The sequence below is a fragment of the Mycobacterium sp. 050128 genome, from assembly GCF_036409155.1.
In the GTDB taxonomy this organism is placed as follows: domain Bacteria; phylum Actinomycetota; class Actinomycetes; order Mycobacteriales; family Mycobacteriaceae; genus Mycobacterium.
The window spans coordinates 200,337-214,402 of sequence record NZ_JAZGLW010000006.1 but is presented as its reverse complement, the minus strand read 5'-3'; the positions used below and the strand labels follow the sequence as shown (position 1 = coordinate 214,402).

The window sequence follows — 14,066 nt, the reverse complement described above, 5'->3', positions numbered from 1 at the left end:
ATGATTCCGATATGGCTGGTGATCGCGACACCGCTAACAGGCGCCGCGCTCTTGTTGCTGGGGGGCCCGCGCTGGAATGGCCGGCATCACCTGCTCGGGTGCGCAACCGCGGTCACATCGTTCGTCTTGTGCACAACACTATTCGTCGAGATGACGCACCGCGATTCCGAACACCGCGCCATAGACGAACCCCTGTTTTCCTGGCTGCCGGTTGCCGCGCTGCGGGTGAACTTCGGTCTAGAACTCGACCAGCTATCGATGTGCTTCGTGTTGCTGATCACCGGTGTCGGTTCACTAATCCAGATCTACTCGATCGGCTACATGGCCGAGGACCCGCGCCGTCGACAATTTTTCGCTTACCTGAACTTGTTTACGGCCGCGATGCTGCTGCTCGTACTCGCCGACAATTACATTGGTCTCTACGCCGGCTGGGAAGGCGTCGGCCTCGCCTCCTACCTGCTGATCGGGTTCTGGTCGCAAAGGCCCTCGGCAGCTGCGGCAGCGAAGAAGGCCTTCGTCATCAACCGCATCGGTGACCTCGGTCTCGCCATCGCGCTGATGCTGATGTTCGACTACATCGGATCAATGTCTTTCTCCGATGTGTTCGCAGCAGCGCCACAACTAAGCGAGCGCACACTCACCGCGATCGGCCTGCTGCTCCTCTTGGCTGCCTGCGGAAAGTCCGCGCAGGTTCCGCTGCAGTCGTGGTTAGGCGACGCCATGGAGGGCCCGACGCCGGTTTCGGCCCTAATCCACGCGGCGACCATGGTGACCGCGGGCGTGTACCTGATCGTGCGGTCGCATGCCGTCTTCGACCTCGCCCCAACCGCGCAACAGGGCGTCACGATCGTCGGCGCGGTGACGTTGTTGTTCGGAGCGGTCGTCGGCTGCGCGAAGGACGACATCAAGAAGGCGCTCGCGGCCAGCACCATGTCCCAAATCGGCTACATGATGCTAGCCGTCGGGCTGGGACCGGCCGGTTATGTTTTCGCGATCATGCATCTCTTGACGCATGGGTTCTTCAAGGCGGGGTTGTTTCTCGGTGCGGGATCGATCATGCACGCGATGAACGACGAGGTGAACATGCGCCGCTACGGCGGGTTGCGCAGGGAGCTGCCGGTCACCTACGCAACGTTCGTACTGGCATATCTGGCGATTATCGGCATGCCCCCGCTAGCGGGATTCTTCTCCAAGGACGCGATCATCGAGGCCGCGTTCAGTGCCGGCGGCGCAGAGGGTTTCGTGCTTGGCGCAGCAGCAATCCTGGGTGCCGGCCTCACTGCGTTCTACATGACGCGCGTGATGCTGATGACGTTCTTTGGAGACAAACGCTGGGCACACGACACCCAACCCCACGAGTCCCCGCCTGTGATGACGTGGCCGATGATCGTGCTCGCTCTAGGCTCAGTGGCGTCGGGAGGCGCATTGACGATCGACGGGACGCTGCAGCGTTGGCTGGAGCCCATCGTCGGCACCCATGCAATCGACCACACGACGACGGCATGGGCCGTCGCGGTGGGGACCCTGGCAGTCGTTGCCGCCGGAACCGCCATCGCCTACCTAAGGTATGCGATCAGTCCGTTGCCCACGCGGGCGCCGACCGCGTCTGCCCTGACCATCGCGGCCCGCAACGACCTCTACGGCGATGCGTTCAACGAGCGCATCGTCATACGTCCCGGTGCGCGCCTGGCGCGCGCATTGGTCGCGATCGACCACAAAGGCATCGACGGTGCAACGATCGCGGTCGCCGCCTTGATAGCGGAGGCCTCGGTTCGATTGCGACAGTTGCAGACCGGCTTCGCACGATCCTATGCCGCGTCGATGTTGGCGGGCACCGCGCTGGTGATCGCCGGCGTGTTCGTGGTGACGTCATGGTGACGGGTGTTCCATGGTTGACCATTCTGTGGCTGACACCAGTCATCGGTGCCGCGATTGTGCTACTTGTGCCTCCCGCACAGCGCAATGCCAAGTGGGTGGGTCTGGGTGTGGCGCTGGCCACGCTGGCCCTGGCGGTCGAGCTCATATCCGGGTTCAGTAGCGGCGCCACGCAATACCAATACGTCGAATCCCAGCGGTGGATACCAGCATTGGGCGCCGGGTACACGGTGGGACTCGACGGTATCGCATTCGTTTTGGTGCTGCTGACGGTCGTGTTAGTGCCACTGCTGATCATTGCCGGCTGGAGTGATCCCACCGATCGCCCACGGGCGGCCCAGACCTATGTCGCGCTGATCCTGACCGTCGAATCACTAGCCCTGCTCTCGTTTATCGCGCTCGATATCGTGCTCTTCTATGTCGTGCTGGAAGCGACATTGGTCCCGCTGTACTTCCTGATCGGTCGATTCGGAACGCCCGGTGGTCGACGGGCTTCCCTGAAGTTCCTGCTGTACAACCTGTTCGGTGGTCTGACCATGCTCGCGGCGGTAGTCGGGCTTTACGGGTTGGCGACGAAAGCCGGTGTAGCCAGCTTAGACATCCGCGACCTACTCGGTACCGCGCAGACTGCGAATCCCGTTGTCCAGCAACTATTGTTCCTCGGCTTCATGACGGCCTTCGCTATCAAGGCGCCGCTCTGGCCTTTCCATACCTGGTTGCCAGGCGTAGCGACATCGGCGACGCCTACGACCGCGGTCCTGATGGTGGCGGTCGTGGACAAGGTCGGCACCTTTGGCATGCTGCGCTACTGTCTGCAACTGTTTCCCGGCGCATCAACACATTTCAGGCCGCTGATCATCACCCTGGCGGTGATCGGAATCATCTACGGCGCGATCGTGGCGATCGGCCAGACCGACGTGATGCGCCTGATCGCTTATGTATCGGTAAGCCACTACGGGTTCATTATCTTGGGCATCTTCGCGATGACCAGTCAGGGTCAGTCCGGCGCTGTCCTCTACATGGTCAACCACGGCATCTCGACTGCCGCACTGTTCCTCATCGCCGGTTTCCTCGTCTCGCGCAAGGGCACTCGCGCAATAAATGATTACGGCGGCGTACAGAAGGTCGCGCCGCGGCTGGCGGGCACCTTCTTGGTGGCGGGGCTTTCGGCCCTCGCATTGCCCGGCCTGGCCCCGTTCATCAGCGAATTCCTCGTTCTGATCGGCACCTTTACGCGCTACCCCGCCGCCGCCGCAGCAGCCGCGACCGCGCTGGTGTTTTCGGCCATCTACATATTGTGGATGTATCAGCGAATGATGACTGGGCCTGTGAAGGTCAGCGACGAAAAGTTGCAGGACCTCGTGGCCGCCGAAATCTTCGTCGTCACACCGCTGATGGCGCTTTTAGTCGTGCTGGGTGTCTACCCGAGGGTGGCTCTGGACGCGATCAATCCAGCGGTGACACGCACCCTGACCATCATCGACCAATTCGATCCCACCCCCCGAGGCGTCCCGGAGGCGATAGCGAAATGACCCTTCCAGCACCGAGTGTCGAGTACGCCCGGCTCTCACCAATGCTGATCGTATTCAGTGCCGCCGTCATAGGCATCCTCATCGAGGCTGCTCTGCCGCGGCGCCATCGGTACACCGCGCAACTCACGCTGGCTGCGGGCTCCCTGGTCACCGCCCTCCTCGCCGTATTTTTGCTCAGCGGTGAGCACGGGGCTGCCGTTATGGGATCGATGATGGTTGACGGGCCCACCTTGTTCTTTCAGGGTGCCGTTGTAGTAATCGGCATGGTTGGGCTGGCGCCGATCGCCGAACGCCGCCTCTCGGCCTTCGCCCCGCAGGGGTCCACCGTTCCGGGCAGCAAAGACGAGCAGCTCTGCGCAGACCGCGGAATCATTCAGACCGAGGTCTTTCCGCTCTTCATGTTCACCCTTGGCGGCATGCTGGTGTTCTGTGCCGCCGCCGATCTGCTGACGATCTTTGTTGCTCTCGAAGTGTTTTCGCTGCCGCTATACCTGCTATGCGGCCTCGCGCGGAGTCGCCGACTCCTGTCCCAAGAAGCTGCGCTGAAGTATTTTCTGCTGGGCGCGTTCTCATCCGCACTATTCCTCTACGGTGCCGCGCTGCTCTACGGGTATGCCGGAACACTGTCGTTTTCTGGCGTCGCCGGCGCTCTGGGCGGCCACGGCGGTCCGGCGTCGCTGGCGATGACCGGAGTCGGATTGCTCTTGGCTGGTTTGCTATTCAAGATCGGCGCGGTCCCGTTCCACTCGTGGGTGCCTGATGTGTACCAGGGCGCGCCCACGCCGATCACCGGGCTTATGGCTGCAGCGACGAAGATTGCCGCATTCGCGGCCTTGGCGCGGATCTGCTATGTCGCCTTGCCCAGCCTACTGCGGGACTGGCGGCCGATACTTTGGGCGGTCGCCGCGCTCACGATGATGGTGGCCGCGACACTTACGGTTACTCAGACTGACATCAAGCGCTTGCTTGCGTATTCGTCGGTCGCCAATGTCGGATTCCTGCTGCTCGGATTATCCGGAACACCAGCCGGCCTGGCCTCGACCATGTTCTATCTGGTCACCTACGGCATCAGTACGGTCGGCGCCTTCGGCGTGGTTACCATGATCCGGCTGCCGAACGGCGAAGAAGATACCGACACCTCGCGATGGGCAGGGCTCGGCCGGAACTCGCCCGCTGTCGCTGCGGTGCTATCACTGTTCCTCTTTGGGATTGCCGGCATCCCGCTGACAAGCGGCTTTGTGAGCAAGTTCGCGATCTTTCAGGCCGCCGCAAATCAAGGGGCAATCGGACTCGTCGTCGTCGGTGCGGTGAGCAGCGCGATAGCGGCATTCGCCTATGCCCGGGTAATCATGACAATGTTTTTCCGCGAACCCGATTCATCGACGCCCCAAGCGATTTTCCCGATGCGAGCTACCGGGGCGGCCGTCGCGATAGCCGCATCGGCGACCATCCTGCTTGGCGTCGTGCCCCAGCCGTTGTTCGATCTTGCGTCTAAAGCCAACCAGTTTCAGCGATAACGCGGACTGCCAAGAGTTATGTTCGACAGCCGAGTCTTCGGGTCATCACGACTTGCCGACTAGCGCGACGCGATCTTCTGCACCAGCGCGATCGCCTCGAAGTGGTTGAGGTTCATCTTCCAGTTGCCGGCGATCAGTGGCTTGCGACTCACGACGCTCCTTCGCTCGCCTGCGGGCGGCCCAACACCTCGATGCCGGGCAGCTCCTTGCCTTCCAGGTATTCCAGTGACGCGCCACCGCCGGTGGAGATGTGCGAGAAGGCGTCTTCCGGGATCTTCAGCGCCCGCACGGCGGCGGCGGAATCCCCACCGCCCACCACACTGAACGCGCCCTTGGCCGTCGCCGCGACAATGGCCTCGGCGACACCTCGGGTGCCGGCGGCGTACGCCGGGAATTCGAAGACGCCCATCGGCCCGTTCCAGAAGACGGTCTTGGCGTTGGACAACAGCGTGGCGAACCGCTTGACCGAACCCGGGCCGATATCCAGACCTATCTGGTCGTCTGGAATCGCATTGGCGGCCACGAACTGCGGGGGCGAATCGGCGCTGAAGCGTTCGGTCACCACGATATCGCCGGGCAGGCGCAACACGTCGGCGTAGGTGTCCAGCAGGTTGCGACAGGTCTCGACCATGTCCTCTTCGAGTAGCGAATCGCCCACCGAATATCCCTGTGCGGCAAGGAATGTGAAGCACATCCCGCCGCCGATCACGATGCTGTCGGCCTTGGTTGCCAGCGACTCGATGACGCCGAGTTTGTCGGACACCTTGGATCCGCCGAGCACGACGGCGTAGGGCCGCTCGGTGGAGCTGCAGAGCCGTTCCAGCACCTCGATCTCGTCGGCCACCAGCGTGCCCGCGTAGTGCGGCAGCAGGGTGGCGACGTCGTACACCGAGGCCTGCTTGCGGTGCACCACGCCAAACCCGTCGGAGACGAAAGCCCCTCCCGGCGAGACCAATTCGGCCAGCTGCTTGGCCAACGCCAAGCGCTGACCGTCGTCCTTGCTGGTCTCGCGCGGGTCGAAGCGGATGTTCTCCAGCAGCAGGATGTCGCCGTCGGTCAGACCCTCAGCACGCGCCAGCGCATCGGTGCCGACAACGTCGCCGGCCAGCTGCACGTGCCGGCCCAGCTGCTCGCCCAGCGCGGCCGCGACCGGCGCCAGCGACAACATCGGATCCGGTCCTTCGGTGGGACGCCCCAGGTGCGCGGTCAGCACGACCTTGGCGCCGGCATCCAACAGCGCCTGCAACGTCGGCACCGACGCGGTGATCCGGCCGGGGTCGGTAATGACACCGTCGCCGTCGAGCGGCACATTCAGATCGGAACGCACCAGCACGCTGCGACCCGAAACACCTTCGGAGAGAAGGTCTTCGAGGTTTGGGACGCCCACGGCTACAGCGACTTGCCGACCAGCGAGACCAGGTCAACGAGCCGGTTGGAGTAACCCCACTCGTTGTCGTACCACGAGACCACCTTGGCCTGATTGTCGATCACCTTGGTCAAACCGGAGTCGAAGATCGAGCTGTGCGGGTCGGTGACGATGTCACTCGACACGATCGGCGCGTCGTAGTACTTCAGGATGCCCTTCATCGGCCCCTCGGCCGCGGCCTTCATCGCGGCGTTGATCTCGTCGGCCGTGCCGGATTTCTTCAGCTCCGCGGTCAGGTCGGTGACCGAACCGGTGGGAATCGGCACCCGCAGCGCATACCCGTCGAGCTTGCCCTTCAGCTCGGGCAGCACCAGACCGATGGCCTTGGCCGCCCCGGTGGAGGTCGGCACGATGTTCAGCCCGGCGGCGCGGGCGCGGCGCAAGTCCTTGTGCGGCCCGTCCTGCAGGTTCTGATCCTGCGTATAGGCGTGGATGGTCGTCATCAGGCCCTTGACGATGCCGAACTCGTCGTTGAGGACCTTCGCGATCGGCCCGAGGCAGTTCGTGGTGCACGACGCGTTGGAGATGATGTTCTGGCTGCCGTCGTACTTGTCGTCGTTGACGCCCAGCACGATGGTGATGTCCTCGTCGCTAGCGGGCGCCGAGATGATCACCTTCTTGGCGCCGGCATCCAGGTGGCCCTGCGCCTTGGCGCGGGCGGTGAAGATGCCGGTGGATTCGACGACGACGTCGACGCCCAGGTCACCCCACGGCAGTGCGGCCGGGCCCTCGCGGACCGCCAGCGCCTTGATCTTGGCCGGGCCCACCACGATGGTGTCCTCGCCTTCGAGGCTGACGTCGTGCGGCAGCCGGCCCAGGATGGAGTCGAATTTCAGCAGGTGCGCCAGGGTGCTGTTGTCGGTGATGTCGTTGACCGCCACCACTTCGATGTCAGCGCCGCCCTTCTCCTGCTGGACCAACAACGCACGGTAGAAATTGCGTCCGATCCGACCGAAGCCGTTGATGCCTACTCGGACAGTCACACACGCCTCCACTGGTGATTCATATTGTCGGAATCCCATGCTGCCCTGATACTCTCGCTGAAGTATCCCCCGATCAGGGGCAACGACGTGGGAGTGATCCACTCGGGATCGACGTCGTGGGCGTTACGCCGCGCCTCGCTCAACAACACCCCGACAACCCCCCATCGGGGCGTCCCCCATGGCCGGTAAACCCGAAACAATGGGGCCCAAACCTCCCCTTCCCGCGAAAGGAGCTGCGAAATGCCCCGGACTACTGGCGGTGTCAATGGTCTCGCCCCAGCGGGCCGTGTCCCCTCGGCCGGCGATCGGGTGCGAGTGGCCTCAGGTGTGTCCGGCCGACTCGCGCGAGTCCGCTCAACCTCACCCGGCCACGTGCTCGTCGAATACGAACAGGGTGGTCGCGACGTGGTCGATCCGACGCGACGCTCGGTGCGGATCATCGAACATGCTGCTGCACAGCCCCATTCCCCGCGAGTGGACCATGTCTGACTCCACGGACCACCCATCCAGGCGTCGACTCAATGATCGACTCGGCAGCCTGGTTACTCATTATTTCGAGACGCTGCTCAACGGCTTTGCCTTGTTGCTGTTGATCGCAGCGGCGGCGTTGGTAATCGTCGGCAGCGTGCAGGCCATCACCGAATCGGTGGCAACCAAACAGAACGCACTCGAGGGTGGAGTGCTGGTTCTTGACCGTATTCTGTTGGTACTCATCATCGCCGAGATTGCCTACACCTTGCGAACGGTTATCGAAAGCCATGAAATCGCCCCGGAACCGTTTCTGTTCATCGGTCTGATCGCCACCGTGCGCCGGATATTGATCGTAACGGCACGGTTCGAGCAACCCCAATCGAACGAGCGGCTCGACCAATTGATGGTGGAACTCGGGGTGCTTGGACTGCTAGTGCTCGCCATCGCCACAGCCATCTTGATTGTCCGCGTCAGCTCGTCCAAAGTCTCACATAGCCCGGAGGTAGGCAGCTAGCAAGGCCGCTCGTCAGACCGACTCAAGTTCGGCACGTCGGCGTGCCGCAGCGCCGTTGGCGGCAACGCGCTCGATCAGCGCAGCCTGCCCCTCAGCAACCCGGCTCGGCTCGCCGCGCCACGCAGAAAGAGCAGGCGTTACCAGCGCCCGGCCGAAGGAGAAGGTGAGGGGCCACGGTGTCCGATGGTCCTGCATCGCTTCGAGATTCGCGGTTGCTCGCTCAGGCGGCTGGCCTCCGGACAGGAAGGCGACACCGGCGAGATCGCCGGGCCATTGCCGCAGTACGCCGACAGTGAAGTCGGCGACTTCAGCTGGAATGGATTGTCGGGCGTAGCTCTCACCTTCGAGAACCATGTTCGGCTTGAGAACGATGCCAGCCAGATCGACATTAAGCAGCGCGAGTTCGGTCCGCACCGCCGTATGCACAGCACTAGTCACTTCCCTGCAGACGCCGCGGTTGTGTTTGCCGTCCATGAGTACCTCTGGCTCCACGATCGGCACGATTCCGGCTTCCTGGCAGGCGGCAGCGTAGCGCGCCAGGGCACTGGCATTGACCCGCATTGCGCCGCGGCTGGGGGTGTCGGTGGTTATCGTGAACACCGCCCGCCACTTGGCGAACGCCGCACCCATCTTCGCGTACTCGGCGAGGCGCGCCGGTAGCCCGTCGAGCCCCTCGGTGACGGTCTCGCCGGGCAGACCGGCGCATGGCTTGGCGCCAGTGTCCACCTTGATGCCCGGCAGTATGCCCAAGTCGCGCACCGCTTGCGCGAATGGCCTACCGTCGCTGAAGGTCTGGCGCAGAGTCTCGTCGCAGAAGATGATGCCCGACACGCTCTCGGCGAGGCCCGGCGCAGTGGCGAGGAGCTCGCGGTATAGGCGCCGGTTTTCGGCCGTCGGCTCGACGCCGGCCTCCTCAAGGCGTTTCGACATGGTGGCGATGCTTTCATCGGCGGCCAGAATGCCTTTGCCGAGCTCCATCATGCGTGCAGCGGTCTGTCGACAAATCGTCATTGAGTTGCATCCTTCGGTACGGGGTTGTCGAGTGGAACTTATCGGCCCCCAAAGCCCGGGGTCCTCACCAAAGTGGTGGATGCGCCGGGTGAAGTTATAAAGTGATAAGTTCAGAGTTCATGGCAGATTCTCAATAGACATGTTGATAATTCACTGGCAGCATTCGGGGCATGACAGATCGATGGAACGCTGGAGTTATCCCCTACGCCGAAATGGGTTACTGGCAGCCAGATTACGTCCCGAAGGACTCAGATGTTCTGTGCGCCTTCAGGATCACACCGCAACCGGGCGTCCCGCCCGAGGAAGCAGGAGCTGCGGTTGCCGGAGAATCCAGCACCGCCACATGGACCGTCGTCTGGACGGACCGGCTCACCACGTTCGAGCACTATCAAGCCAAGTGTTATCGCGTGGACGCGGTGCCCAATACGCCCGGGCAGTGGATCGCCTGGATCGCCTATGACCTGGACCTGTTCGAGGAAGGCTCGATCGCTAATCTCACCAGCTCCATTATCGGTAACGTCTTCGGCTTCAAACCGCTCAAAGCGCTTCGCCTGGAAGACATGCGCATCCCGACTCAGTACGTCAAGACTTTCCAAGGCCCTGCACACGGGGTGGTGATGGAACGCGAGCATCTGAACAAATTCGGGCGGCCCCTTTTGGGCGCGACCACCAAGCCCAAGCTTGGCCTTTCGGCACGCAATTATGGCCGCGTCGTCTATGAGGCTTTACGGGGCGGGCTCGATTTCACCAAGGACGACGAGAACATCAACTCCCAGCCGTTCATGCGCTGGCGCGATCGGTTCCTGTTCTGCATGGAGGCAGTCAATCGTGCGCAGGCGGCCACAGGTGAAATCAAGGGTCATTACCTCAACGTCACCGCCGGAACAATGGAGCAGATGTACGAGCGGGCCGATTTTGCCAAGGAACTCGGCTCGGTGATCGTGATGATCGATCTGACGATCGGATACACCGCAATCCAGTCGATGGCGAATTGGGCCCGCGCCAACGGTGTGTTACTGCACCTACACCGTGCCGGGCATGGCACCTACACTCGCCAGAAGAATCATGGCGTCAGCTTCCGGGTGATTTCCAAGTGGATGCGCCTCGCCGGTGTCGATCACATTCACGCTGGAACGGTCGTGGGTAAGTTGGAGGGGGACCCGCACGCGATCGCCGGCTTCTACGACACTCTGCGTCTGGATCAAATCGGAGCCGATCCGGTCAAAGGCCTTTACTTCGACCAGAATTGGGCCTCGATGCCCGGTGTCATGCCGGTCGCGTCGGGCGGCATCCACGCCGGCCAGATGCACCAGTTGCTCCACTACCTCGGCGAAGACGTCATCCTGCAGTTCGGCGGCGGCACCATCGGTCATCCCATGGGCATCGCCGCGGGCGCAGAAGCCAACCGGGTCGCTTTGGAGGCGATGATCAAAGCGCGCAACGAGGGTCGCGACTTCTACAAAGAGGGGCCCGAGATCTTGAAGAAAGCTGCATCCAGCAACCGAGCGCTCGATACTGCCCTGGCGACCTGGGGCGACATCTCGTTCAACTACGAATCGACCGACACCCCCGACGTCGTCGCGACGCCCACTCATTCCTGAACCGGATCGGAGTTCATATGCGTATCACCCAAGGCACCTTCTCGTACCTGCCAGAATTCACTGACGACGAGATCACAGCCCAGATCAACTACGCGCTAGACAATAATTGGCCGCTATCGGTCGAATTCACTGATGACCCTCATCCGCGGAATGTGTATTGGGAGATGTGGGGGTTGCCGATGTTCGACCTAAAAGACGCGGCCGGCGTACTTTTGGAAGTCAACGCATGCCGCAGCGCGTATCCGACGGCCTACATCCGTCTTAACGCCTACGACGCGCGCCTGGGGCGACAAACCACTGCCTTCTCCTTTATCGTGCAGCGCCCCGTCGAGGAGCCCGGTTTCCGGCTCGACCGCGCCGAAGGCTCAGACCGCCGTATTAGTTACACGACATTTGCGTACGCCACCCAACAGCCATCGGGCCACCGTTACGGATGACTCATGGTCGATGGGTACCCGCCCGTGTGCCGCGAGGACGTCTACATCGTTGAGACCGTCGACGGAGACCGGGTGTCGGTGGAACTGGATGGCCCGGAAAACGGTCGCCTCGTCATTATGTTGGACGAGGCGCGACGTCAGCTGAGCACTTTTGAGGTTGTTCGCAGCCGACTGCATGTCGCCATGTTCCGGACGCTGACTATCCGGGCGCATCGCGGTCTGAGCCCAAAGTCGGTGGTCGACATCTTGGGCCAGTTGAGAGTAGGCAGCGGGCTGCTCGTCGGTGACCGGACCGCAGGCCAGTTGGCCTGGGACCTTGCCGCGAGCCAACGCGGCAGGTTCACGGGCTTAGTTGTACTGGATTGCGGTCATCCCGGCGTGCCCGATGTCAACGGCTTGATCCGCGACAAGGATTGTGGGGCAGTGGAAGTCGATACGACTGCCCTAGTGAGTTCAAAGGCTGACGATTCCGTCGCCCGGTCAAGCCGGCGACACGTAAATGGCGAGTTTCGCTTGGTCGACTTCGCAGGCCCGCGCGGCTCGCGCCACTTCACCGCACAGCTAGTTGCTGAAATCGTCGTTCGCGCGCTCTCTCAATAGGCGGAGTTGGCCGCACGGATCCCAAAAAGCCGCAACGACCACTCGTTGGTGCCCGTCGCCTTACTGATGGTCTTGGCCCCAAGCTCCGGGGCTGCGGTTCATCGTGCCTTCCAACTTGATCATCGGCTGATCAGGTCGGAGTTGCGGAGTTCGGCGTTTCGCCGGTCTACCAGCCGCAGAATCATGGGCGTGAAGATTAGCTGCATCGCGAGATCCATCTTGCCACCCGGACACACGATCGTATTGGGCCGCGACATGAACGAATCATGCAGCATCGACAGCAGATACGGAAAGTCGATTCCGTGTGGATCACGGAATCTGATAATCAGCATCGACTCGTCCGCTGCTGGAATCGCCCTAGCTATAAACGGATTCGACGTATCGACCACTGGAACACGTTGAAAGTTGACATCGGTGTTGGAGAATTGCGGACAGATGTAATTCACGTAGTCGGGCATCCTGCGCAGGATTGTATCGGTGACCGCCTCGGAGGAATAGCCACGAACGTTCTTGTCGCGGTGCAGTTTTTGGATCCATTCGAGATTGATTACCGGTACCACGCCGATGCGCAAGTCCGCGTGACTGGCGACATCTACCGTTTCTGTGGTGATCGCACCGTGCAGGCCCTCGTAGAAGAGCAGGTCCGTGCCGTCGGTGATCTTCTCCCACGGTGTGAAGGTGCCGGGCGCCAGATCGTAGGGCTTGGCTTCCGCCTCGTCGTGCAGGTACTTGCGGAACATGCCGCTGCCTGTCTCTCCGTAGGTCCGAAACAACTCTTCGAGATCCTCGAAAAGGTTTGCCTCCGGACCGAAATGGCTGAACGAATGGTCCCCGCGAGCGTGGGCCTCGGCGATCGCCTCCTTCATGTCGAGCCGATCGAACCGATGGAAACTGTCACCCTCCACATAGGCAACGTGGACGCCTTCACGACGAAAGATTTGTTCGAATGTGCGCATCACAGATGTGGTGCCCGCTCCCGAGGAGCCCGTGACCGAGACGATGGGGTGTCTGCGTGACATGACGCTCAGCCCGCCGCTGTGCGGAACAAGCCGCGGGTGCCGTACAGGGGCAACGTGGGGGTCAGCTCGTAGCTCTCTTCGTGGTACTCCTCGATACGGCTGACTTCCTCGCGGGCCCCGAAGATGAGTGACACGCGTTGGTGCAGCTCGCTTGGAACCACGTCCAGCACCCGCTTTCTTCCGGTGCTGGCCGCGCCGCCGGCTTGCTCGATCAAAAACGCTACGGGATTTGCCTCGTAGAGCAGCCGTAAGCGGCCCGGCTTGACGGGCTCGCGCGAGTCACGCGGGTAGAGGAAAACTCCTCCACGGGTGAGAATCCGGTGTGTCTCAGCCACCAGCGACGCGACCCAGCGCATATTGAAATCCTTCTGCCGGGGCCCAGAACGGCCGGCGAGACACTCCTGAACATACCGCTGCACCGCCGGTTCCCAGAACCGCTGATTCGAAGCGTTGATCGCGAATTCCTTGGTAGTTTCTGGGATTTGGATCGACTGACGAGTCAGAATGAACTCTCCAAGATTCGGGTCCAGAGTAAAGGCATGGACACCGGTACCTACGGAAAGGACCAGCATCGTCGACGGACCGTAGATGGCGTACCCGGCGCAGACCTGGCGCGATCCTGGCTGCAAGAAATCCTGCGGTTCAGGGTCCGCACCGGGGCTCGCGGCCATGACAATCGAGAAGATGCTGCCAACCGAGACATTGACGTCAATATTCGACGAGCCATCGAGGGGATCGAACATCAGCAGGTACTTGCCTCTTGGATATTCGACCGGCAACGGGTAGGGCTCCTCGAGCTCCTCGGAGACCATCCCGGCCACGTGACCGCCCCACTCCGTGGCGCGCAAGAAGTAGTCGTTGGCCACGACGTCCAGCTTCTGCTGCACCTCGCCTTGGACGTTGGTGTTTTCACTCGAGCCAAGCACCCCGCCGAGAGCTCCTGCGGCCACACGCTTCGCGATCGCCTTGCAGGCCAACGCAACGTCGAGAATAAGGCCGTTGAGGTCCCCCGACGCGTCTGGGTGACGGCGTCGCTCCTCGATCAGAAACTGGACCAGGGTCGTGTGATCAGTAAGCATG

At 62.1% G+C, this 14,066-nt stretch carries 12 protein-coding genes and 1 pseudogene; 7 read left to right on the top strand and 6 right to left on the bottom strand.

The window, feature by feature from the left end; genetic code table 11:
- From nuoL to nuoN, 3 genes are read left to right on the top strand one after another with little or no spacing between them, the layout of a single operon-like run.
- Window positions 1-1,878: an NADH-quinone oxidoreductase subunit L gene (gene nuoL / locus SKC41_RS28475; protein ID WP_330981039.1), complete on the top strand. Its 1,878-nt coding sequence runs from the start codon at window positions 1-3 to the stop codon at window positions 1,876-1,878.
- A complete protein-coding gene (locus tag SKC41_RS28470) occupies window positions 1,872-3,407 on the top strand; it encodes an NADH-quinone oxidoreductase subunit M (RefSeq protein ID WP_330981038.1) in 1,536 nt (511 codons plus the stop codon). The genes nuoL and SKC41_RS28470 overlap by 7 nt, the downstream gene beginning before the upstream one ends.
- A complete protein-coding gene (gene nuoN, locus SKC41_RS28465; RefSeq protein WP_330981037.1) occupies window positions 3,404-4,924 on the top strand; it encodes an NADH-quinone oxidoreductase subunit NuoN in 1,521 nt (506 codons plus the stop codon). Before SKC41_RS28470 ends, nuoN begins: the two co-directional genes overlap by 4 nt.
- A gap of 68 nt (window positions 4,925-4,992) precedes the next feature.
- On the opposite strand, the pseudogene SKC41_RS28460 reads toward nuoN, so the two are convergent.
- The 3 genes and pseudogenes from SKC41_RS28460 to gap all read right to left on the bottom strand — a co-directional run.
- Window positions 4,993-5,076: pseudogene (locus SKC41_RS28460) on the bottom strand (triose-phosphate isomerase); the annotation flags it as partial.
- The gene (locus SKC41_RS28455) at window positions 5,073-6,311 is read right to left on the bottom strand and encodes a phosphoglycerate kinase (RefSeq protein ID WP_330981036.1); all 1,239 of its coding nucleotides are present in this window, start codon (window positions 6,309-6,311) and stop codon (window positions 5,073-5,075) included. The gene SKC41_RS28455 and the pseudogene SKC41_RS28460, both read right to left, overlap by 4 nt.
- 2 nt (window positions 6,312-6,313) lie before the next feature.
- A complete protein-coding gene (gene gap / locus SKC41_RS28450) occupies window positions 6,314-7,333 on the bottom strand; it encodes a type I glyceraldehyde-3-phosphate dehydrogenase (protein WP_330981035.1) in 1,020 nt (339 codons plus the stop codon).
- A 445-nt stretch (window positions 7,334-7,778) separates the two neighbouring features.
- Here gap and SKC41_RS28445 point away from each other — a divergent pair, with 445 nt between their 5' ends.
- Entirely contained in the window at window positions 7,779-8,318 is a 540-nt protein-coding gene (locus SKC41_RS28445) for a phosphate-starvation-inducible PsiE family protein (protein WP_330981034.1), read from the top strand.
- Window positions 8,319-8,330: 12 nt separating this feature from the next.
- On the opposite strand, the gene SKC41_RS28440 is transcribed toward SKC41_RS28445, so the two are convergent.
- On the bottom strand, window positions 8,331-9,329 hold the full coding sequence (locus SKC41_RS28440; protein ID WP_330981033.1) for a class I fructose-bisphosphate aldolase: 999 nt from the start codon (window positions 9,327-9,329) through the stop codon (window positions 8,331-8,333).
- Window positions 9,330-9,499: 170 nt separating this feature from the next.
- Here SKC41_RS28440 and SKC41_RS28435 point away from each other — a divergent pair, with 170 nt between their 5' ends.
- Genes SKC41_RS28435 through SKC41_RS28425 form a run of 3 tightly spaced genes read left to right on the top strand, consistent with a single transcriptional unit; the run spans window position 9,500 to window position 11,967 of the window.
- Window positions 9,500-10,930, top strand: coding sequence for a form I ribulose bisphosphate carboxylase large subunit (locus SKC41_RS28435; RefSeq protein ID WP_330981032.1), 1,431 nt, complete (start codon window positions 9,500-9,502; stop codon window positions 10,928-10,930).
- A gap of 17 nt (window positions 10,931-10,947) precedes the next feature.
- The gene (locus tag SKC41_RS28430; RefSeq protein ID WP_330981031.1) at window positions 10,948-11,367 is read left to right on the top strand and encodes a ribulose bisphosphate carboxylase small subunit; all 420 of its coding nucleotides are present in this window, start codon (window positions 10,948-10,950) and stop codon (window positions 11,365-11,367) included.
- Window positions 11,368-11,370: 3 nt separating this feature from the next.
- Window positions 11,371-11,967: an alpha/beta hydrolase gene (locus SKC41_RS28425; protein WP_330981030.1), complete on the top strand. Its 597-nt coding sequence runs from the start codon at window positions 11,371-11,373 to the stop codon at window positions 11,965-11,967.
- 119 nt (window positions 11,968-12,086) lie between these two features.
- On the opposite strand, the gene SKC41_RS28420 is transcribed toward SKC41_RS28425, so the two are convergent.
- On the bottom strand, window positions 12,087-12,986 hold the full coding sequence (locus SKC41_RS28420) for a phosphoribulokinase (protein WP_330981029.1): 900 nt from the start codon (window positions 12,984-12,986) through the stop codon (window positions 12,087-12,089).
- A gap of 5 nt (window positions 12,987-12,991) precedes the next feature.
- Window positions 12,992-14,065 carry a class 1 fructose-bisphosphatase gene (locus tag SKC41_RS28415; protein WP_330981028.1) on the bottom strand — a complete coding sequence of 358 codons (1,074 nt, stop codon included), beginning with the start codon at window positions 14,063-14,065 and terminating at the stop codon, window positions 12,992-12,994.
- Between the last annotated feature and the right edge of the window lies 1 nt (window position 14,066).

Bases quoted from the DNA above. Each gene is read 5' to 3' on its own strand.
- nuoN (WP_330981037.1), top strand. From the start codon at position 3,404: ATGACCCTTCCAGCACCGAGTGTCGAGTACGCCCGGCTCTCACCAATG.
- nuoL (WP_330981039.1), top strand. From the start codon at position 1: ATGATTCCGATATGGCTGGTGATCGCGACACCGCTAACAGGCGCCGCG.
- SKC41_RS28430 (WP_330981031.1), top strand. From the start codon at position 10,948: ATGCGTATCACCCAAGGCACCTTCTCGTACCTGCCAGAATTCACTGAC.
- SKC41_RS28435 (WP_330981032.1), top strand. From the start codon at position 9,500: ATGACAGATCGATGGAACGCTGGAGTTATCCCCTACGCCGAAATGGGT.
- SKC41_RS28420 (WP_330981029.1), bottom strand. From the start codon at position 12,986: ATGTCACGCAGACACCCCATCGTCTCGGTCACGGGCTCCTCGGGAGCG.
- SKC41_RS28440 (WP_330981033.1), bottom strand. From the start codon at position 9,329: ATGACGATTTGTCGACAGACCGCTGCACGCATGATGGAGCTCGGCAAA.
- SKC41_RS28415 (WP_330981028.1), bottom strand. From the start codon at position 14,065: ATGCTTACTGATCACACGACCCTGGTCCAGTTTCTGATCGAGGAGCGA.
- SKC41_RS28445 (WP_330981034.1), top strand. From the start codon at position 7,779: ATGCTGCTGCACAGCCCCATTCCCCGCGAGTGGACCATGTCTGACTCC.
- SKC41_RS28425 (WP_330981030.1), top strand. From the start codon at position 11,371: ATGGTCGATGGGTACCCGCCCGTGTGCCGCGAGGACGTCTACATCGTT.
- SKC41_RS28470 (WP_330981038.1), top strand. From the start codon at position 1,872: ATGGTGACGGGTGTTCCATGGTTGACCATTCTGTGGCTGACACCAGTC.